The 20,261-nt window shown below is 72.5% G+C and carries 19 protein-coding genes; 10 read left to right on the top strand and 9 right to left on the bottom strand.

The features are described from left to right. The first annotated feature begins 30 nt into the window (after positions 1 to 30). Both ACZ466_RS55355 and ACZ466_RS55350 read left to right on the top strand, forming a co-directional pair. Entirely contained in the window at positions 31 to 1,332 is a 1,302-nt protein-coding gene (locus ACZ466_RS55355) for a phenylacetate--CoA ligase family protein (RefSeq protein WP_378283532.1), read from the top strand. Continuing rightward, complete coding sequence (locus ACZ466_RS55350; protein WP_378283533.1) at positions 1,332 to 2,036, top strand: hypothetical protein; 705 nt, start codon at positions 1,332 to 1,334, stop codon at positions 2,034 to 2,036. Before ACZ466_RS55355 ends, ACZ466_RS55350 begins: the two co-directional genes overlap by 1 nt. A gap of 105 nt (positions 2,037 to 2,141) precedes the next feature. Here ACZ466_RS55350 and ACZ466_RS55345 read toward each other — a convergent pair whose 3' ends face one another. From ACZ466_RS55345 to ACZ466_RS55330, 4 genes are all read right to left on the bottom strand, one after another. Then, complete coding sequence (locus tag ACZ466_RS55345; protein ID WP_378283534.1) at positions 2,142 to 3,278, bottom strand: acyl-CoA dehydrogenase family protein; 1,137 nt, start codon at positions 3,276 to 3,278, stop codon at positions 2,142 to 2,144. Next, positions 3,275 to 4,585 carry an acyl-CoA dehydrogenase family protein gene (locus ACZ466_RS55340; protein WP_378283535.1) on the bottom strand — a complete coding sequence of 437 codons (1,311 nt, stop codon included), beginning with the start codon at positions 4,583 to 4,585 and terminating at the stop codon, positions 3,275 to 3,277. Before ACZ466_RS55340 ends, ACZ466_RS55345 begins: the two co-directional genes overlap by 4 nt. 95 nt (positions 4,586 to 4,680) lie before the next feature. Next, positions 4,681 to 5,829, bottom strand: a complete 1,149-nt coding sequence (locus ACZ466_RS55335; protein WP_378283536.1) for a thiolase family protein — start codon at positions 5,827 to 5,829, stop codon at positions 4,681 to 4,683. After that, the gene (locus tag ACZ466_RS55330) at positions 5,826 to 6,278 is read right to left on the bottom strand and encodes a Zn-ribbon domain-containing OB-fold protein (protein ID WP_378283537.1); all 453 of its coding nucleotides are present in this window, start codon (positions 6,276 to 6,278) and stop codon (positions 5,826 to 5,828) included. Before ACZ466_RS55330 ends, ACZ466_RS55335 begins: the two co-directional genes overlap by 4 nt. Before the next feature lie 308 nt (positions 6,279 to 6,586). Here ACZ466_RS55330 and ACZ466_RS55325 point away from each other — a divergent pair, with 308 nt between their 5' ends. Continuing rightward, positions 6,587 to 7,348, top strand: a complete 762-nt coding sequence (locus ACZ466_RS55325; protein WP_378283538.1) for a FadR/GntR family transcriptional regulator — start codon at positions 6,587 to 6,589, stop codon at positions 7,346 to 7,348. Positions 7,349 to 7,392: 44 nt separating this feature from the next. Here the strand turns inward: ACZ466_RS55325 and ACZ466_RS55320 are convergent, their stop codons facing one another. The 5 genes from ACZ466_RS55320 to ACZ466_RS55300 form a co-directional block, all read right to left on the bottom strand. After that, entirely contained in the window at positions 7,393 to 8,214 is an 822-nt protein-coding gene (locus tag ACZ466_RS55320) for an enoyl-CoA hydratase/isomerase family protein (protein ID WP_378283539.1), read from the bottom strand. Between the two features lie 59 nt (positions 8,215 to 8,273). Further along, on the bottom strand, positions 8,274 to 9,524 hold the full coding sequence (locus ACZ466_RS55315) for an acyl-CoA dehydrogenase family protein (RefSeq protein WP_378283540.1): 1,251 nt from the start codon (positions 9,522 to 9,524) through the stop codon (positions 8,274 to 8,276). A gap of 39 nt (positions 9,525 to 9,563) precedes the next feature. Then, the gene (locus ACZ466_RS55310) at positions 9,564 to 11,150 is read right to left on the bottom strand and encodes an acyl-CoA synthetase (RefSeq protein WP_378283541.1); all 1,587 of its coding nucleotides are present in this window, start codon (positions 11,148 to 11,150) and stop codon (positions 9,564 to 9,566) included. Between the two features lie 124 nt (positions 11,151 to 11,274). Further along, positions 11,275 to 12,393, bottom strand: a complete 1,119-nt coding sequence (locus tag ACZ466_RS55305; RefSeq protein ID WP_378283542.1) for an acyl-CoA dehydrogenase family protein — start codon at positions 12,391 to 12,393, stop codon at positions 11,275 to 11,277. 71 nt (positions 12,394 to 12,464) lie between these two features. Further along, positions 12,465 to 13,235, bottom strand: coding sequence for an enoyl-CoA hydratase/isomerase family protein (locus ACZ466_RS55300; RefSeq protein WP_378283543.1), 771 nt, complete (start codon positions 13,233 to 13,235; stop codon positions 12,465 to 12,467). A gap of 97 nt (positions 13,236 to 13,332) precedes the next feature. Here ACZ466_RS55300 and ACZ466_RS55295 point away from each other — a divergent pair, with 97 nt between their 5' ends. The 7 genes from ACZ466_RS55295 (at position 13,333) to ACZ466_RS55265 (ending at position 20,236) form a co-directional block, all read left to right on the top strand. Further along, a complete protein-coding gene (locus ACZ466_RS55295; RefSeq protein ID WP_378283544.1) occupies positions 13,333 to 14,214 on the top strand; it encodes a crotonase/enoyl-CoA hydratase family protein in 882 nt (293 codons plus the stop codon). A 96-nt stretch (positions 14,215 to 14,310) separates the two neighbouring features. Then, positions 14,311 to 15,876 carry an AMP-binding protein gene (locus ACZ466_RS55290; protein WP_378283545.1) on the top strand — a complete coding sequence of 522 codons (1,566 nt, stop codon included), beginning with the start codon at positions 14,311 to 14,313 and terminating at the stop codon, positions 15,874 to 15,876. Positions 15,877 to 15,906: 30 nt separating this feature from the next. After that, the gene (locus ACZ466_RS55285; RefSeq protein WP_378283546.1) at positions 15,907 to 17,067 is read left to right on the top strand and encodes a thiolase family protein; all 1,161 of its coding nucleotides are present in this window, start codon (positions 15,907 to 15,909) and stop codon (positions 17,065 to 17,067) included. After that, positions 17,064 to 17,477, top strand: a complete 414-nt coding sequence (locus ACZ466_RS55280) for a Zn-ribbon domain-containing OB-fold protein (RefSeq protein ID WP_464042540.1) — start codon at positions 17,064 to 17,066, stop codon at positions 17,475 to 17,477. Before ACZ466_RS55285 ends, ACZ466_RS55280 begins: the two co-directional genes overlap by 4 nt. A 65-nt stretch (positions 17,478 to 17,542) precedes the next feature. Beyond that, complete coding sequence (locus ACZ466_RS55275) at positions 17,543 to 18,298, top strand: SDR family oxidoreductase (protein ID WP_378283548.1); 756 nt, start codon at positions 17,543 to 17,545, stop codon at positions 18,296 to 18,298. An 11-nt stretch (positions 18,299 to 18,309) separates the two neighbouring features. Next, positions 18,310 to 19,089, top strand: a complete 780-nt coding sequence (locus tag ACZ466_RS55270; RefSeq protein WP_378283549.1) for an enoyl-CoA hydratase/isomerase family protein — start codon at positions 18,310 to 18,312, stop codon at positions 19,087 to 19,089. Between the two features lie 28 nt (positions 19,090 to 19,117). Beyond that, positions 19,118 to 20,236: an acyl-CoA dehydrogenase family protein gene (locus tag ACZ466_RS55265; RefSeq protein ID WP_378283550.1), complete on the top strand. Its 1,119-nt coding sequence runs from the start codon at positions 19,118 to 19,120 to the stop codon at positions 20,234 to 20,236. Positions 20,237 to 20,261 lie beyond the last annotated feature (25 nt).

Here is a 20,261-nt window from a genome sequence, read left to right as displayed (position 1 = left end):
GCTTCCCCGAGCCCAGAACGAGGAGGGCATATGCCGGATGACAGATATCTCGAGCCCGAGGTGGAGACGATGCCCCGGGAGGCGCTCCGGGAGGTGCAGGAACGGCGCATCCTCGAGCTGCTTCCCGTCGCCTACGAGAACTCGTCCTTCTACCGGGAGCTGTGGGACTCCCAGGGCGTGCACCCGCGGGACGTCAAGTCCCTGGAGGACTTCCAGGAGCGCGTCCCGACCTTCGACAAGGACATGGTGCGCGAGTACCGGGCGCGCACCGGAGACGCCTACGGCGGGCTGATGTGCGTGCCCCCCGCGGAGCTGACCTCGATCACCTCCAGCTCGGGCACCACCGGTGATCCGGAGTTCTTCGCGGAGATCTGGGACGGCGCCCCGCCCCTGGTCACCGCCCAGCTGCGCGACCTGTGGGAGCTGGGACTGCGGCCGGGCGACCGGGTGCTGAGCCCTCCGGGGACCTTCCGGAACCTCATGGACTACGGCTACCACGCCCTCGGCGCGGTGGTGGTCTCCGTGGACACCTGGTTCGGGCGCATGCCGGAGGTCCTGGAGGCGGTGCGGCGCTACCGGCCCGCCTACATCCAGCTCATGTACCCCCAGCTGGTCGAGCTGGAGCATCTGGCGGACAAGTACGACCTGAAGGACATCTTCTCGTCGCTGAAGGGCGCCGCGTGCGCCGGGCAGCCGATCAGCCCCCGGATGCGGCGGAAGGTCCAGGACGAGTGGGGCATCGAGCTGTACGAGTACACGAGCGCGGCCGACACCGGCACCGCCTGGGAGTGCCGTGAGCACGACGGCTTCCACCTGTGGGAGGACACGGTCTTCGCCGAGTGCCTCGACCCCGCGACCACCGAGCCGGTGGCGGACGGGGCGATGGGCGAGCTGGTCGCCACCGACCTGGACAACCGGGCCGCACCGCTCATCAGATACCGCAGCGAGGACCTGGTGCGCCTCAGCCGGGACGGCTGCGCGTGCGGGCGCACGCACGCGCGCATGTGGGTGGCCGGCCGGCGCGGTGACGAGACCCTCGTCCAGGGGAGGCCGGTGGTGCTGCGCGACGTGTGGCAGGCCGTGGAGGCCGAGCCGGAGACCGCGGCCGGGGTGTTCCAGATCGTCCGGCCCTCGCGCGAAGTGGATCGGCTGCACGTCCGGGTGGGCTACGACCCCTCGGTCACCGCGGACACCGGCGACCTCGCCGAACGCCTGCGCGCGGGCATCGGCGAGCGGACCGGTGTCGAGGCGCGGCTGGAACTGCATACCGAGGAGGACCTGATGTCGACCGTGCGGAGCGTGGCCAAGTTCCCGAGGGTGGTGAAGAAGTGATGGTGCGCAAGGACACCCTCGCCCGCGCCTGCCTGCTCGACCACCCGGCCACCGCCTACATCGTCCCCGTCAGCCGGCCGGACGGGATCACCGAGTACGAGGTCACGTGGGACGATCTCGCCCGCGACGCGGCCTGGACGCAGGAGCGGCTGCGGGCCCTGGGCCTCGAACGCGGCCACCACGCCCTCATCACCTTCTCGGGGCACGAGGGGGTCTGGTTCCAGCCGGTCATCGAGGCGCTGCGCGATCTCGGAGTGACCTACGGGACGGCGGAGGCCATGGGCTGGGACCACACCCGTACCCGGGTCTTCCAGCGCGAGCTGGAGCTGCGGGCGGTGCTGGGGCTCTCCGCCGACACCCTCGAGGCGCTGAGCGGTCAGGCCATGATCGGTGACCTCTTCCGCGGCACCCCCGTCGTCCTGGCCCGCCCCGGAGCGGCCGAGCGGCTGCGCGAGGCCGGCGTGCCGGCCGGGATCATGGCTCCGCTGGGGCCGGCGCTGGCCGTCGAGTGCGCGGAGCGTTCGGGCGCCCACGTCAACGGCGCGGCATGGGAGGTGGTGGAACGGGACGGCGCCCTCGCCGTGGCCGCCGCCTCCGAGCGGCGCGCGACCGGGCGGCAGGAGATCGCTCTCGACGTGGTGGGCCGTGTGCTCACGGATCGCTGCGCGTGCGGAAGCGACGACCCCCGCGTGATCTTCGGCTGAGCAGGACATGAACGGGCACGGCCCCGGACACGGCGCGGAGACGCCGTCCGGGGCCGCGTCGTTTCCGGTCGACGCTCTGGGACACGCCATGGGGAGCTCGCCGGGTCAGATCCCGAGCCTCTCCAGGAGGCGTTCGTGGGACGCGGACGGCCCTCCGAACAGCAGCTGTGAGGACTTGGCCCGGCGGAAGTACAGGTGGGCGGGGTGCTCCCAGGTGAAGCCGATGCCACCGTGGACCTGGATGTTCTCCGTCGCGGCGAACATGTACGCGCGGGAGCAGGTCAGATGGGCGGCGGCGGCCGCCACGGCGAACCCCTCGTCCCCCAGGTCGGCGAGCCGCGCGGCCTCCCGTGCGGCGGCCCGGGCCAGTTCGAGCTGGACCAGCATGTCGGCGCACTTGTGCTTGACCGCCTGGAAGCTGCCGATGAGGCGGCCGAACTGGACACGGGTGCCGGCGTAGGCGGTGCTGCTCTCCAGGCACCGCGCGGCGCCGCCGGTCTGCTCGGCGGCGAGTCCCAGGGCCGCGAAGTCGAGGACGCGGGCCATCAGCCGGCCTCCCGCGCCGTCGGTGCCCACCGGCGTGGCGGGGGTGCCGTCGAGCCGGAGCCTGGCCATGGCCCTGGTCGCGTCCAGCGTCTCCATCGGCTCCGCCGTCAAGCCGGGGGCCCCGCGGTCGACCGTGAAGAGGGACGGCCCGGCCGTGGTGCGCGCGATCACCAGCAGCAGGTCGGCCGACGCGCCGTCGATCACGAACGACTTCGTGCCGGTCAGTTCCCAGCCACCGGAGGGGGCCTCGCTCCGGCGGACGGCCCTGGTGGTGATCTGCACCGGGTCCCAGGCACCGGTGCGCTCGGCGACCGCCAGCGCGGCCGTCGTCGTCCCCGCGGCGATCCCGGGGAGGTGGCGGGCGCACGCGTCGGAGTCTCCCGAGGCCAGCAGCGCCCGCGCGGCCAGCACCACGGTCGCGAAGAACGGCGAGCAGACCAGGGCCCGGCCCATCTCCTCCAGCACCGCGCCCAGGGCGACCTGGCCGAACCCGTCGCCCCCGTACTCCTCGGGGATGGCGAGCCCGGGCAGGCGGAGCTGCTCGGCCATCTGCGCCCACACCTGGGGGTCGTACCGGGGTTCGCTCTCCATCGTCTTGCGGACGGCCTCCTCCGGCGACTTGGCCTCGAGGAAGGACCGGACCGCGGACCGCAGCTCGTCCAGCTCCGTCTCGGAGAGCTCCACGACGTCCGTCATGACGTGCCCTTCTCCGCTCCGGACCGGCGCAGCTCGCGGAACGGGGACCTGGTGTCGATGCCCGGCTCCTTGGGAAGGCCGAGCACCCGCTCGGCGAGGATGTTCTTCATGATCTCTTCGGTTCCTCCGAGGATGCGCAGGGCGGGCGTGGCCAGCAGCAGCTCCGACCACGCGTAGGTGCCCCACTCGCCCGAGTCGGCGATGGCGCGGGGACCGAACACGTCGGTGACCAGATGCGCGGCCCGGGTGAGGTTCTGGGCGTACATCAGCTTGGACACCGACATCTCCGGGCCGGGGGCCACGCCGGCGCGCATCGCCCGCCTCGCCCGCGCGTTGAGGTGCTCGGTGGCCATCACGTCCGCCAGCAGCTCGGCCACCCGGGCCCGGACGCCGTGGTCGTCCAGCGTCCAGGTCGCGCGCATCACCGCGGCCAGCCGCTCCGGCGACAGCGCCGCCGCGGCGGGCCCGCCGTCGTCGCCGCCGACGGTGGCGCGCTCGTTCATGAGCGTGGTGAGCGCCACCGTCCACCCGCCGTCGACCTCGCCCAGCCGGTGATCGTCCGGCACCCGCACCTCGTTGAGGAACACCTCGTTGAAGTCGGACCCGCCGGTCATCTGGCGCAGCGGGCGCACCTCGACGCCCGGAAGCGTCATGTCGACCAGGAACGCGGTGATGCCCCTGTGCTTGGGGGCGTCGGGATTCGTGCGGGCCAGCGCCAGCCCGATCCGGCTGTGGTGCGCCACCGAGGTCCACACCTTCTGGCCGCCGAGGATCCACGCGTCGCCGTCCCGGACGGCGCGGGTCTGCACGCTCGCCAGGTCGGAGCCCGCCTCGGGCTCGCTGAACAGCTGGCAGGCGATGGCGTCGCCCCGGTACATCTCGGGCAGCCAGCGGTCCTTGACGTGCGGCTGGGCGTGGGCCAGGATCGTCGGCCCGATCATCCCCAGCCCGATGACGCTGAGGACGCCGGTGTCCGGCACGCCGTACTCGGATTCGACGGCGTTGTAGACCATCTCGTGCACCGGGGTCAGCCCCCGGCCCCCGTACTCCTCGGGACCGGTGATCCAGCCGAAGCCGTTCTCGTAGCGGGTGCGCTGCCAGTCCCGCGCTTCCTGGATCTTGCGCTTCTCCACGTCGGGCGGATCCGAGCTGAAGTAGGCCATGCGGTCGTCGCCCGTACCCCAGGCGAACGCCGTGCCTTCTCCCTCGCGCCCGGCCGCGCCCGGGGCGCGGGCGTCGAGGAAGGCGCGGACCTCGGCGGTGAACGCCGGCAGGTCGCCGGCGCCGCCGCCGGTGTCGTGGGCCATCGATGTGCTCCTTGGACGTTTCGTTCGACCGCGCGGTCAGGTGGTCGGGGGCGGGCCGGGCGACGCGGGGTCGCCCGGCGCCGCCCCTCGGGTGATCAGGTGGACAGGATGGTGACGGCGGAGACTCCCGGCGCCCCGTAGAGGTGGGTGTAGCCGACGCGGGGCGCGCCGGGGACCTGCCGCGCTCCCGCGGTGCCCCGCAGCTGGTGGACGATCTCGTGGATCTGGCGGAGCCCGGACGCGCCGATGGGCTCGCCGTTGCCGATCAGGCCGCCGTCGGTGTTGACCGGGAGCCGGCCGCCGGGTTCGGTCGCGCCCTCGGCGATGAGACGCTCCTGCTCGCCGTCCTTGCAGAGCCCGGTCTCGGCCATGTGGATGATCTCGGAGCCGGCGTCGGTGTCCTGGAGCTGGGCGATCTGGACGTCCTCGGGGCCGATGCCCGCGGCCTCGTAGGCCGCCCGGGACGCGTCCACGCTGGGGCTCGGCGCGGGCTCGCCGGCGGGCATCGAGGGGCTCTGCACCTCGAAGGCCCCCAGCCTGCGGCTGCGCATGACGCTGGCCCGGACGCGCACGGGAGTGGAGGTGTACTTGTGCGCCTGGTCGGCGCGGCACAGCACCACGGCCGCCGCGCCCTCGTCCGGGCCGCAGTACATGTACTGCCGCAACGGGTGGTTGAGGACCGGAGAGGCGAGGATCTCCTCCTCGGACAGCGGGGTGCGCCGCCACGCCTTCTCGTTGCCGGAGGCGTTGCGGAAGTTCTTGGCCGCGACCCTGGCCAGGGTCCGCTCGGTGATGCCGTGGTCGTGCATGTAGCGGTTGATCTTCATGCCGAAGAAGTGGGTCGTGAGGAACATGCCGGTCTGCCCGTACCAGTCGGGGAGACCCGCCACCGAGGGGTGCGCCGCGAACGCCCCGCGGGGATGCTTGTCCATGCCGATGGCGATGGTCAGGTCGTGCTCGCCCGTCTCGATGGCCTTGGCGGCCATCGAGACGGCGATGCCGGCGGTCGCGCAGCCGTTGAACACCCCGCGGAGGGGGAGGCCGGTCGGGCCCAGGCGGCCCACGATCGCGTCGGGGTTGGCCACCTCGAGGCTGCCGATGAAACCGCCCTGGATCTGGGGCCAGGTCACGCCCGCGTCAGCGAGCGTGAGCCGGACGGCCTCGGCGCCCATGTCCATCGCCGACTTGCCCGGGAACCGCCCGAAGGGGTGCAGGCCCACACCGATGATGACCGCTTCCATCATGCCTCCTCGGCGGTGGCGCCGGCGGGCGCGAACGCGAACGTCAGGATCTGCGTGCCGTCGTCGGCGACGCTGTAGGGGACCACCACCATGCGCATCGGCTGCCCGATGGTCAGGGCCCGCGGGTCGGGTTCGGTCAGCCGGGCCTCCACCAGCACGCCGTCCGGGAGCTCTATGTAGCCGACCGTGTACGGCTGGAAGGTCTCGGCGGTGTCGTTGCCGTCGTAGGGCGGGGACGGCGGGCGGAACCCCTGGGTCGTGAACGTCCAGAGGGTTCCCCGGTTCGACAGCGTCCGGCGCGCGGCCTCGCCGCTTCCGCAGCGCGCGCAGTGGCCGGCCGCCGGAAAGGCCACCAGCCCGCACCCGGCGCACTGCGAGCCGATGAGCCTCGGCTCGTCGGAGGGCCAGGTGAAAAGCTCCTCGGCGACCGGCCTGGCCTTGGTCTTCGTCATCGACGACTCCTTCACTCCGGGCCGGGCCCGGCGATGTCATCCTGTCCGCAGGGTAGCGAAAAAGAGATAGATATGTAAATTAGTTAGCCTTTTTAGTGCCTGTGCCGGCCGGGCGGGCCGGGGGCGCGCCGGAGTGGTGTGCGTCACGGAGGCGCGCTGTTGACCGGAACGGCCGTGTCATGGGTGCCCTGCTAGGCTTGTTGTGCTAGTCAAAATCATCTGACTGTTGTTGCAGGGTGTGCGGAGGGGTGTCGGAAGTGGCTGAGGTGGCGCGATCTGTTCCGTCGGCGGAACTCCCTGCGACAACGGTGCCGGCGCGCGCGCGGGTCGGGCGCCGGGTCCGGGTGCCCAAGACGGCCGAGCTGGTCGCGGGCTCGCTGCGCCGCCAGATCATCCGGGGCGAGCTGGCGATCGGGGACGCGCTGCCGTCGGAGTCGGCCCTGATGGAGCAGTTCGGGGTGTCCCGGCCCACGTTGCGCGAGGCGTTCCGGGTGCTGGAGTCGGAATCGTTGATCACGGTGCGCCGCGGGGTGCACGGCGGGGCGCGGGTGAGCGCCCCCGACCCCGAGGTGGCCGCGCGGTACGCGGGGCTGATCCTGGAGTACCGGCAGACGTCGGTGGGCGACGTGTTCGGGGCGAGCGCGATCATCGAGCCCGCGTGCGTGCGGGTGCTGGCGCAGAAGCCGCCGGCGGGTGCCGTGGCCCAGCTGCGGGAGGCGCTGGAGGCCGAGAAGGCCGCACTGGAGGACCCCGACGCCCTGGTGGCCGCCCAGGACCGGTTCCACGGGCTGCTGGTGGAGCTGACCGGGAACCAGACCCTGATCCTGCTCGCCGGCATGCTGCGGTACATCGTCGACCGTGCGAACGCCGCGCACGTCGCCGTGGAGGGCACCAACCCCGAGCACACGGCGCAGGCGCGCAAGGGGCACCGGGCGCATGTGCGGCTGGTGAACCTGATCGAGGCGGGCAAGGCCGAGGAGGCGGCCAAGCTGTGGCACCGCCACATCACCGCCGCCGATGACGTGGTCAACGCCGCCGGCCCCAAGACCCTCCTCGAACTCCTCGACTGACACCCGCCGCGACCGGCACCCACCGCACATGCGCCGCCGTGCCCTCAGAGGTCCAGCGGGTTCTTCCGGGCGACCGCCTCGAAGTCGGGGCGGCGCTTCTCCCGGTGCGAGGCCAGGCCCTCGCGGACCTCATGCCCGCCGAACCCGAGGAACTCCAGGCCGAGGGAGGCCTCGAAGATGGGGGCGGCGGAGCGGTACCAGTGGTTGAGGGAGCGTTTGGTCCAGCTGATGGCGCTGACCGAGCCCGCGGCGAGCTTCGTGGCCACCCGCAGCGCCTCGTCCTGCACCTCGGGGTCGTCGACGCACCTGGAGACCAGCCCGATCCGCTCGGCCTCCTCGCCGGTGAGCGTCTCGCAGGTCAGCAGGTAGTACTTGGCCTTGGCCATGCCGCACAGCAGCGGCCAGCAGATGGCGGCGTGATCGCCCGCGGCGACGCCGAGCCGGGTGTGCCCGTCGACGATCTTCGCTGTACGGCCGGCGATGGAGATGTCGGCCATCATGCCGATCACCAGCCCGGCTCCGACCGCGGGCCCGTGGATGGCCGACACCACCGGCTTGGCGCAGTCCAGCACCCCGTAGACCATGTCCCGGGCTTCACGCATCACGCGGACGCGCACCGCGTAGTCCTCGGTCATCGCCTCGATGGAGTCGAAGGTGCCGCCGGCGGAGAACGCCTTGCCGGCGCCCCGGACGAGAACGGCGCGCGTCTCCTCGTCCCGGTCGATCACCGGCCACACGTCGGCCAGCTCGCGGTGCATCCGCGGATCGACGGCGTTGAGATTGGGGGCGTCGAGGACGAGGCGCAGCACGCCCGGGGCGGGACGGTCGAACTTCAGCGAGCTGAACCCGTCGTAAGGGTCGGTCATGGGATCTCCTGTTCGGACGGAGCGGATGGGCTGACGGCCTGTGGTGGGAGGACCCGTGCTCACTTCGGTGCCGGACGCGGTTCGCGCGGCAGGCCGAGGACCTTCTCGGCGAGGATGTTGCGCTGCACCTGGGAGGTTCCGGCGTAGATCGTCCCCGAGCGGGCGATCAGGTACGTGGCCGACCAGGAGCCGGAGGAGTTCGCCGCGCCGGGGTCGTCGGTGCGGTAGGTCCGCAGCGGCGGCCGGCCGGTGGGCACCTGGGCGTGCATGCCCATGATGTCCATGGCCAGGTCGGTGACCTGGAGGTGGTACTCGCTCCAGTACAGCTTGGCGATGGACGACTCGGGACCGGGCTCGGCGCCCTTGAGCCAGCCGGTCAGGATCCGGTGGCCCAGATGGCGCATGATCTCCACCTTCGACCAGCACCAGGCGATGCGCTGGCGGATCACGGGGTCGCGGTCCTTGCCGTACAGCCGGGCCAGCTCGATCAGGCGCTCGAGCTCGGCCTTGAACAGGATGGGGTTGGTGGCGGCCTCCTCGCCGCGCTCGACGCCCAGCAGGCTCTGCGCCACCGTCCAGCCGTTGTCGACGCCTCCGACGACGAGGTCGGCCCGGGTGCGGGCGCCGGTGAAGAACACCTCGTTGAAGTGCATCTGCCCGCCGGCCATCCGGAAGGGCCGCACCTCCACCCCCGGCTGGTCCAGCGGCACCAGGAGGAACGAGATGCCGCGGTGCCTGGGCGCCCGCTGGTCGGTGCGCGCCAGGACGAAGATCCAGTCGGCCTGGTGGGCCCCGGAGGTCCACACCTTCTGCCCGTCGATCACCCACTCGCCGCCGTCCAGGGAGGGGCGGCGGGCCGGGGTGAGCACCGCGCGGGTGGTCAGCGAGGCCAGGTCGGAGCCGGCGTCCGGCTCGGAGTAGCCCTGGCACCAGGTGTCCTCGCCGCTCAGGATCCGGGGCAGGAAGTGCTTCTTCTGCTCCTCGGTGCCCCAGCGCAGCAGCGTGTTCGCCAGCATCTTGACGCCGAAGGTGTCCTGCGGCAGGCCGAAGGGGACGCCCGCGCGGGCCAGTTCCTCCATGAGCACCACCTGGTGCAGTTTCGACAGGCCGCGGCCCCCGTACTCCTCCGGCCAGGCGACCGCCAGGTAGCCCCGCTCGGCGAGCAGCGCGCGCCATTTCCGGGCGAACTCCCAGGCGGGCTCCTCGTCCAGGGCTCCGATTCCGGGCCAGTCGGCCGGAAGGTGCTCGGCGAGGAAGTCCTTGACCTCCGCGCGGAACGCCTCGGCCTCGGGCGGGTAGCTGATGTCCACGGGGCCCTCTCCTTGCGGCTTAGTAGCTAAATGATTGTACTAGGATGCTGGTTTCGAGTCCGGGGTGGGCCCGTTCCCGGACCGGGTGAAGGGGCCCGGCCCCGCGCCGAAGCGCCGCTTCAGGGGCTCCTTGCGGATTTTTCCGGCCGGGGTGCGCAGCGGCTCGCCGGTGAACTCGATCGAGCGCGGGCACTTGTAGCCCGCCAGGTGCGCCCGGCAGTGCTCGAACAGCCGGGCGGCCGTGCCGCCGTCCGCCGGGCCGCCCTCCTCCAGCTGGACGACCGCCTTGACCTGCTCGCCCATCTCCGCGTCGGGCACGCCGAGGACCGCGGCGTCGGCGACGTCGGGGTGCTCGACCAGGACGTCCTCCACCTCCTGCGGGTAGATGTTGACCCCGCCGGAGATGATCATGTTGATGGCGCGGTCGGTCAGGTAGAGGTGGCCGTCGTCGTCCAGCCGGCCCATGTCGCCGACCGTCCGCCAGCCGCGCCGGTCCGTCGCCGCGGCCGTCTTGCCCGGATCGCCGCGGTACTCGAAGGGCGTGCCGCCCTCGAACCAGATCACGCCCACCTCGCCGGGCGGCAGTTCACGGCCCCGCTCGTCGAGGATGTGCGGGCGCCCCATGAGCGGCCGCCCGACCGAGCCCGGCCTGCGCAGCCACTCCTCGGAGGTGATCGCGGTGGCGCCGATGCCCTCGGTGGCCGAGTAGAACTCGTACAGGACCGGCCCCCACCACTCGATCATCCGGCGCTTGACCGGCACCGGGCAGGGGGCGCCGGCGTGCACCGCCCAGCGCAGGCTCGACAGGTCGTACCGGCGGCGGATCCTCTCGGGCAGCTTCAGCATGCGGACGAACATGGTCGGCACCCACTGGCCGTGCGTCACCCTGTGCCGCTCGATCAGCCGGAGCGCCTCCTCGGCGTCGAAGCGCTCCATGACGACGACGGTCGACCCGGTGCGGTGGCAGGCCATCGACCAGGCCAGGGGAGCGGCGTGGTAGAGCGGGGCGGGGCACAGGTAGACGTCGCCGGGCAGCATGCCCAGGGTCTCGCGGAGCCAGTGTCCGGGGACGTCCGGGTAGGTGCCCATGGGGGCCGCGCTCACCTCACGGCGGATGCCCTTGGGCCGGCCGGTCGTCCCGGACGAGTAGAGCATGATGTCGCCCTCGCACTCGTCCGGGATCGGGGTGTCCGGCAGGTCCCGGACGGCCTCCTCGTACGCCTCCCAGCCCGGGACCGTGCCGCCGATCATCAGCCGGCGCTCGATGCCCGGGAGCGCCTCGGGGGTCAGCGCCGAGGCCGTGCCGGCGAGCTCCCGCGTCATCACCACGACCTTGGCGCCGCTGTCGCCGGCGATGTAGGCCGACTCCTCGGGGGTGAGGTGGTGGTTGACCATCGTCAGCTGGAGTCCCGCGCGCTGGGCGGCCCAGGCGAGATCGAAGACCTCGGGCCGGTTGCCGCTCAGCACCGCGAGCGCGTCCCCCGGCCGCAGACCCTGGCGGCGCAGCAGGTGGGCGACGCGGTTCGACCGGGCGTCGAGGTCGCGGTAGGTGACGACCTCGCCGGAGCCGCCCATCACGACGGCCGGCAGGGCGGGGGACGATCTGGCGAACGTTCCTGGATACATGGCTCCTCCTGGCGGTGCCCGGTCGCTGCCCGCGCTTCCCGATCTCCTCCGGCGGCCCCGGCGGCACGGTGAAGGCATATTAGATCAATAAGTTAACTCTATAAGCGAGCCGACGGTGCCCCGGTCACACGCCGATCGCCGTCGCCAGGAGCTCCCTGTGGTGGGCGGAGTCGCCCAGCAGGAGCTGCGAGGTCTTCGCGCGCTTGAAGTACAGGTGCGCGGGATGCTCCCAGGTGAACCCGATGCCGCCGTGGACCTGGATGCAGTCCTGGGCGGCCTTGACGCACGCGTCCGAGCAGAACGCCTTGGCCAGGCTCGCCGCCGCGGGCAGGTTCGCGTCGCCGTTCTGCGCCGACAGCAGCGCGGCGTAGGCCGCGGCCCTGGCGGACTCGACCTCCATCAGCACGTCGGCCAGGAGGTGCTTGACGGCCTGGAACGAACCGATCGCGCGGCCGAACTGGTGCCGGACCTTCGCGTACTCCACCGCCATCTCCAGCGCCCGGGAGGCCACCCCCACCTGCTCGGCCGCCAGTGCCGCCGCGCTGTGGTGCAGAACCAGCTCGACCAGTTCCCACGCGTCGCCCCGCGTGCGCAACCGCCGCGCCCGGACGCCCCGGTATTCGAGGCGGGCTTGGCGCCGCGTGGGGTCGAGGGTGGGCAGGACGGTGCGCGTGAGCCCGTCGGCGTCGCCGTCCACCCGGAAGACGCCGATGTCGTCGGCGGTCCGGGCCACGGTCAGGACGAGGTCGGCCTGAGCGCCGTCGAGGACGAAGGTCTTGTGGCCGTCGAGCAGCCAGCCGCCCTCCTGGTCGGCGCGGGCCGTCAGCGTGACGCCCTGGCGGTCCCACCGCGCCGAGTCCTCGGTCAGGGCCAGCGTCGCGATCCGCTCGCCGGCGGCCAGGGCGGGGAGGAGGTCCGACCGGGCCCCCTCGTCGTCGCTGTGCAGCAGCGCCGTCGTGGCCTGTACCGCGGAGGCCAGGTACGGCGCGCACAGCAGGGCGCGCCCCATCTCCTCCATCACCAGCCCGACCTCGACGGGCCCGGCGCCCGCGCCGCCGTGCCGCTCCGGCACGGCGAGCCCCTGCAGGCCGAGCTCGGCTCCCATCCGGCGCCACAGCGCCGGGTCGTGGCCGGCCTCGGTCTCCATGGCGCGGCGCATCTCGGCTTCCGGCGCCGTGGCCTCCAGGAACGCGCGCACCGTCCGGCGCAGCTCCTCCTGGGCCTCGTCGAAGGCGAAGTCCATCTTCCACTCCTGATGCGGTCGGTGCCGTGAAGTGACGGCGGTTGCGGGCAGGGCTCGGGGAGGAGCGGTGATCAGTCCTTGGACAGGAGCTTCTGGACGATCGCCACGTGCTCGGCGGAGTGCATGGTCTCCCGTTCGGCGAGCAGCGCGGCCTCCTGCACGCTCGACATCGCCTGTTCGAGGTGGAGGTTCACGGCGCGCTTGGTGCCGCGCAGCGCCTGGGCGGGCAGCTCCGCCAGGCGCCGCGCGAGCTTCATCGCCTCCTCCAGCACCTCGTCCCTGGGGGCGGCCGAGTTGGCCAGGCCCAGGCGGACGGCGTCCTCGGCGCGAACCTTGCGGCCCAGGAAGAGCAGCTCCTTCGCGCGGGCCAGCCCGACGATCAGCGGCAGCACCAGCGCGCCGCCGTCGCCGGCGACCAGTCCCACCTGGACGTGCGGGTCGGCCAGGTGGGCGTCCTCCGCGATGACCACCAGGTCGCTGAGCAGGGCGAGGCTGCAGCCCAGCCCGACGGCCGGGCCGTTGACGGCCGCGACGACCGGCAGCGGGCAGCGCACCATGCCGGCGACGATCCGGCGGGCCTCGTTGACGTTCTGGTCCCGGAACGCCTCGTCGCGCTGGACCCGGGTCATCACCTCGAAGTTGCCGCCGGCGCTGAAGGCGCGCCCGCGCCCGGTGAGCACGACGGCGCGGGCCTCGGCGTCGGCGGCGACGCGGTCCCACACCTCCGCCAGCGCGGTGTGCAGGCCCTCGCTCGTCGAGTTCAGCTCGTCGGGCCGGTTCAGCTCCAGCAGCCGGACCGGCCCGTGCGCGGTCACCACGAGCTCGGGGGACAGGTCGTACATCGCACCTCCACGAGGGTTGCCCAACTAAAGGTCATCATAGTTGAATGGTCTAACTAAATATACGGAAGTGCTTCCAGTGGTGCGGTGGAGGGTGGGCGTGAGCGAACGGCCCGGGCGAGAGTACGAGACGCTGCTGGCGGACCTGACCGACCGTGTCCTCACGGTCACGCTCCACCGCCCCGACCGGCTGAACGCCTGCACGCCGCGGATGACGGCCGACCTCCTCGCCGTGCTCGACAGGGCCGACCGCGAGGACGAGGTGCGGGCCGTGATCGTCACCGGCGCGGGGCGGGCCTTCTGCGCGGGCGCCGACGTGAGCGCGGGCGGCGGCTCCTTCGACCACCGGGAGGCGGGCGCCGCCCACCGGGACGTCGGCGGCCTGGTCGCCCTGCGCCTGTACGCCTGCACCAAGCCGGTGATCGCGGCGATCAACGGGCCCGCGGTGGGGGTGGGGGCGAGCATGACCCTGCCGATGGACATCCGGCTCGCCTCGACCGAGGCGCGGTTCGGCTTCGTCTTCGCCCGCCGGGGGATCGTCCCGGAGTCGGCGTCCAGCTGGTTCCTGCCCAGGGCTGTGGGGATGCAGCGGGCGATGGAGTGGGTCGCCACCGGGCGGCTCTTCGGTGCCGGGGAGGCGCACGCCGCCGGTCTGGTGCTGTCCGTGCACGAGCCGGACGACCTGCTGCCCGCGGCCCGCGTGATCGCCGGTGAGATCGCCGCCAACACCGCCCCGGTGTCGGTCGCGCTGGCCCGGCAGATGATGTGGCGGATGCTCGGCGAGCCGCATCCGATGAAGGCGCACCGGCTCGACTCGCGGATCATGAGCCAGCTCGGCGGCGGCCCGGATCCGACCGAGGGCATCGAGTCCTTCCTGGCCAAACGTCCGCCGGACTTCCCGGGGAGGGTGAGCTCCGACATGCCGCCGATCTATCCGTGGTGGGACGAGGAGGACTTCCGCCCGCTGGACGAGGACCGGTAGCGGATCACTTCAGCTAAATAGTTATACTATTAAATCGGATATGACCATTCAGAACCCGCCCTGCGTACAGGAGTGCCTGTGACCACGATCCGTCGCATGACCTTCGGTGATGTGATCCGCGAGCATCGCCGTTCCTTCGCCGACGCCGACGCGCTCGTCGACGGCGACCTGCGCCTCACCTGGTCGGAGCTCGACACCAGGACCGACCGGCTGGCCTCCGCGCTCACCGCCGCGGGCGTGGGGGCCGGGGACCGGATCCTGTGGCTCGGCCAGAACTCGTTCAGGGTCTACGAGCTGCTGGGCGCCGCGGCCAAGATCGGCGCCATGGTCTGCCCGGGCTACTGGCGCTGGGCGGTGCCGGAGATGGTCTTCGCGATCGAGGACTTCGATCCCAAGGTGATCGTCTGGCAGCAGGAGGAGATCGGCGAGACCGTCGCCAAAGCGCGGGGCGCGGTGACAGGCGGGGAGGCGGCGGAGCGCACGACGCTCTGGCTGCGCCACGACGGCGACGGCGCGGACTCCTACGAGTCGTTCCTCGCCTCCGGCGCCGCCGGGGACCCCGGCCGGGACGTCGACCCCGACACCGCGCTCATGGTCATCTACACGGCGGCGATCAGCGGCCGCCAGTGCGGGTCGATGCTGTCGCACCGCAACCTGCTGGCGATGGGCGCCAACGCCGCGTGGATGGGCGACATCGGCCAGGAGGCGGCCTTCCTCAACGCCGGGCCGATGTTCCACATCGGCAACTACCAGATCTGGGGCATGCCGGTGTTCGTGCACGGCGGCAAGAACGTCGTGGTGCGCCGCGTCGACCCCGAGCTGCTGCTGCCGCTGCTGGTCCGCGAGCGGTGCACGCACGCCTACCTCATGCCGCCGACCATCGCCAGCCTCGTGGAGCTCAACAAGGAGGCGGGGCACGACCTCTCGTTCCTGCGGGCGAGCATCGCCCCGCAGCTGTGGCAGGGCATGGCGACGACCGACACCAGCCGCTTCACCCGCAACGGCGGCGGCGAGGGACGCGTCTACGGGCAGACCGAGGTGACCGGTCTCGCCGTCACGTCGGCGTCCGGCGGGGCGGGGATCGGGAACGCGGGCCGGCCGGGCCCGTTCGCGATGGTCCGGATCCTGGACGGCGAGGGCCGGGAGCGCCCGGTCGGGGAGGCCGGGGAGATCTGCGTGCGCGGGGATCTGGTGCACCTGGGGTACTGGAACCGTCCCGAGATCAACGCCGAGCGGTTCCGGCACGGCTGGTGGCACACCACCGACCTCGGCCGCAGGGAGGCCGACGGGACGATCAGCTTCCTGGGCACCACGACCCGGATGCTCAAGTCCGCGGCCGAGAACATCTTCCCCGCCGAGGTCGAGAACTGCCTGGAGTCGCATCCGGCGGTGCGCGAGGCGGCGGTGATCGGCGTTCCGAACGAGCGCTGGGCGCAGGACGTCAAGGCGGTCGTGGTCCTCCACGACGGTGCCGGGGCCGGTGCGGAGGAGCTGATCGAGCACTGCCGCGAGCGCATCGCCTCGTACAAGAAGCCCAAGACCGTCGAGTTCCTCGGCGCGCTGCCCCGCACGGCCGCGGGGGGCAAGGACTACGACGCGCTGGACGAGCGCTTCGGCGGCGGCGGATACCCCGGCGCCGACACCCTGGGGGCGGGCCGTTGACCGCCATGGACGCGACGCCGAGGAGGCGGCATGGCTGACCGGAAGGCCGTGATCGTCGGGATCCACGCCACCGAGCAGGGGCTGTCGCTGCCGCACCGGACCGCGATGGACCTGGCCCTGGACGCGGTCCGCGGGGCGATCTCCGACGCCGGGCTGACCCCGGCCGACATCGACGGCGCCCAGCTCGACTGGCCCGGACCCGGCGGCGTCGCGGGCGAGGGCAGCTCCTGGGCCCGCCTGTTCGGCCGGGACCTGCGCTGGACCAGTGACTCCATGCTGGACAACGCCGGTGCGCGCGGGCTGCTGAAGGCGGCCGCGGCGGTCACGGCGGGGTATGCCGACACGGTCGTGGTGGGCGGCTGCCGCCTGGTGTCCCGTGGGCCGGACAACGCGCCCGTGGGCGCCGGTGACGAGCCCCTGGAGTTCACCGACGTCTGGGGCTCCTACGTGGTCGCGCAGTTCGCCCTGGTCGCCGCGCGGCACATGCACGAGTACGGCACCACCTCCCGCCAGCTCGCCGAGGTGGCGGCCACGATCCGCAACAACGGCTCGTCCAATCCCGAGGCGATGATGTACGGCAAGGGGCCCTACACGGCCGAGGACGTGCTCGCCTCCCGCATGGTCGCCACCCCGTTCCACCTGCTCGACTGCTGCATCGTCGGGGAGGGCGGCGCCGCGTTCGTGGTGACCACGGCCGACCGCGCCCGGGACCTTCCGCACTCCCCGGTCGCGGTGCTGGGCGGGGGGATGGAGTACCACCAGGCCGCCTACGCCAACCCGGCCCTCTACCGGGAGGTCGGCCAGATCGGCCGGGACGCCTCGTCCCGCGCCTACGGGATGGCCGGCGTCGGCGCGCATGACATCGACGTCTTCTCCCTCTACGACCCCAACTCCTTCGAGATCATCCGTCAGCTGGAGGCGCTGGGGGTCTGCGCGGAGGGAGAGGGCGGGCCGCTCGCCGAGAGCGGGGCCATCGCGCTGGACGGCAAGCACCCGGTGAACCCGGACGGCGGCTGCCTCTCCTACTCCTGGAACGGAACCCAGCAGATGACGCTCAAGGTCGTGGAGGCCGTACGGCAACTGCGCGGTACGGCGGTGCACCAGATCGAGGGCGCGCGGCTCGCCGTCGTGGGCAACGCGGGCTCGGGCGCGCAGCACTACGAGATGGCCGTCCTGGGGGAGGGCCGATGAGTCGGCCGGTGCCCGTGCCGACGGAGCTGACCCGTCCCTTCTGGGAGGGGACCCGCCGGGGAGAGCTGCTGATTCCGCGCTGCGCGGACTGCGGGACGCGCTTCTTCGTCCCCGAGCCCGTCTGCCCCGGCTGCCTGTCGGCGGACTGGAGCTACGAGCCGTCGAGCGGGCGCGGGGCCGTCTACTCCGTGACCGTCGTGCACCGGGCTCCCGGTCCCGGCTTCGAGGTGCCCTTCGCCCTCGCGGTGATCGACCTCGACGACGGGGGGGACGCTGCTCTCCCACGTCGTGGACGTGGAGCCGCACTCGGTGGCGATCGGGGCGCGGGTGCGGGTGTCCTTCCGCGAGCTGGACGGCACCATCACGCTGCCGTGCTTCGTCCCGGAGGAGCATCCCGAAGCATCGAGTAGATAATTAAATTATTTAACTGTATTGTGGGCGGGTCGGTTCCGAGCACGTCCAGCCAGGAGGAGATGTGGAACTGCAGGGCAGGGTCGCGATGGTGACCGGTGCCGGGCGCGGCATCGGCGCCTCGATCGCCGACGCGCTCGCCGCCCGGGGCGCCGCCGTCGCGGTGTGCGACGTGGACGCCGGGGCCGCCGAGAAGGGCGCCGCCGCGGTGGCCGCGCGGCATGGCGTCCGCACCGTGGGCGTCGCCGCCGACATCTCCGACGGGGCCGCGGTCCGCGCCGCGGTGAGCACCGTCAAGGACGCGCTCGGACCGGTCGACGTCCTGGTCAACAACGCGGCCGTGGACGTGATCAAGAGCTTCGTGGACGGCACCGAGGAGGAGTGGGACCGGATCATCGCGGTCAACCTCCGCGGCACCATCACCGTGACCCGCGCCGTGCTCGACGACATGATCGCCCGCGGCACCGGGAAGATCGTCCACATCGCCTCCGACGCCGGCCGGGTCGGCTCCTCCGGCGAGGTGGTCTATTCGGCCACCAAGGGCGGTGTGATCGCCTTCGGCAAGGCGCTGGCCCGCGAGGTCGCCCGGCACGGCATCACGGTCAACACCGTGTGCCCGGGCCCGACCGACACCGCGCTGCTCGGCCAGGTGGCCGACTACAGCCAGAAGATGTACGACGCGACGATCCGCGCGATCCCGCTCCGGCGCCCCGCCGAGCCCGCCGAGGTCGCGGGGGTCGTGGCGTTCCTCGCGACGGACGCCGCCGCGTACATGACCGGCCAGACGCTGTCGGTCAGCGGCGGCCTGACGATGCTGTGAGGAACGCCGAGATGACCCAGGTATTGACGACCGAGGTGCGGGGCCGTGTCGCCGTCCTCACGCTGAACCGCCCCGGCAAGCTCAACGCCATCGGGACGCCCACCCTGGACCGGCTGGAGTCGGAGCTGCACCGGCTGCGCGGCGAACGCGAGGTCCGCGCGCTCGTCATCACCGGTGCGGGGCGCGCCTTCTCGGCCGGAGCGGATCTGGACGAGATCGGGGCCTGCGCGGGCCCCTACGACTTCCGGGCCTTCGTCCACCGGACCACCGACGTCTTCGGCCTGCTGGAGGCGTACCCGAAGCCGTCGGTCGCCGCCGTCCACGGGTTCGCCTTCGGCGGCGGCCTCGAACTCACCCTGGCCTGCGACCTGCGGGTCGCCGAGGCCGGCGCGCGGCTGGGCGTGCCGGAGATGAAACTGGGCGTCCTGCCCGGCGCGGCGGGGACCCAGCGCCTGCCCAGGCTCGCCCCGCCCGCGATCGCCAAGCAGATGATCCTCACGGGCGAGCCCGTCACGGCCGAGCGCGCGCACGCGGTGGGGCTGGTCAACGAGCTGGCCCCGCCCGGGGGAGCGCTCGACGCGGCGCTGGAACTCGCCGAGCGGCTGGCGGCCGGTGCGCCGCGGGCACTGGAGGCGGGCAAGCACCTGGTGGATCGCGGGCTCGGGATGGACCTGGACACCGCGATCGCCTACGAGCGGGAGACCGTGACGGCGCTGTTCACCACCCTCGACCGCGAAGAGGGATTGAAGGCGTTCCGCGAGCGCCGCGAGCCCGAGTTCCAGGGCCGGTGAACCCGCGGCCGAGACGAGGAAGATGACCATGGACTTCAGCTTCAGCGAGGAGCAGGAGGAGCTGCGCACGATCGTGCGCTCGTTCCTCGCCGCGCATTCGGCCGAGACCGACGTGCGGCGGATCTCCGAGGGCGGCGAGGGCTACGACCCGCCGGTATGGCGGCGCATGGCCGGTGAGCTCGGGCTCCAGGGGCTCGCCGTCCCCGAGGAGTACGGGGGCGCGGGCTTCGGGTACGCCGAGCTCGGGATCGTCTTCGAGGAGATGGGACGGGCGCTGCTGTGCGCCCCGTACTTCGCCTCGGTCGCCCTCGCCGCCGAGGCGCTCCTGCGCACCGATGACGAACTCGCCGCCAAGGACCTGCTCCCGGGCATCTGCGCCGGGACGACCGTGGCGACGCTCGCACTGACCGAGGAGGGCGGGCGCTGGACCGAGGACGAGGTCAGGCTCGCCGCCTCGCACGTCGGCGGCGGCTGGGCGCTGTCGGGCGTCAAGACCTACGTCCCGGACGGGCACCTCGCCGACCTGCTGCTGGTCGTGGCGCGCGGCGAGGACGGCGTCAGCCTGTTCGCGGTCGAGGCCACCGCCCCCGGCCTCACCAGGACACGGCTGCCGACCCTGGACCAGACCCGCGAGCAGGCGCGGCTGGAGTTCGTCAGCACGCCCGCGCGGCTGGTCGGGCGGGCCGGGACGGCGTGGCCGGTCGTCGAGCGCACCCTGGCCACCGCGGGGATCCTGCTCGCCGCCGAGCAGGTCGGCGGCGCGGCGGCCACGCTCGCGACGGCCGTCGAGTACGCGAAGGTCCGGGTGCAGTACGGCCGTCCGATCGGCTCGTTCCAGGGGGTCAAGCACCTGTGCGCCGACCTCCTCACCGAGCTGGAGTCGGCCCGTTCGGCCGCCTACGGCGGGCTGTGGGCCCTGGAGTCGGGCGACGAGCGGGAGATCCGCGTCGCCGCGGCCCTGGCCCAGGTCTACTGCTCGGAGGTCTTCAGCCGGGTGGCGGCCGGCAGCGTCCAGGTGCACGGCGCCATCGGCTTCACCTGGGAGCATCCGGCGCATCTGTACTTCAAGCGGGCGAAGAGCGCTGAGGCGCTGCTGGGATCGCCCGCCCACCACCGCGAGCTCCTGGCCGCCGCGCTGGGCCTGTGACCGCGCGGTTCGCGAGGAGGTAGCG

The sequence above is a fragment of the Actinomadura rugatobispora genome (assembly GCF_055379765.1).
This window is presented reverse-complemented; position numbering and strand designations above follow the sequence as displayed.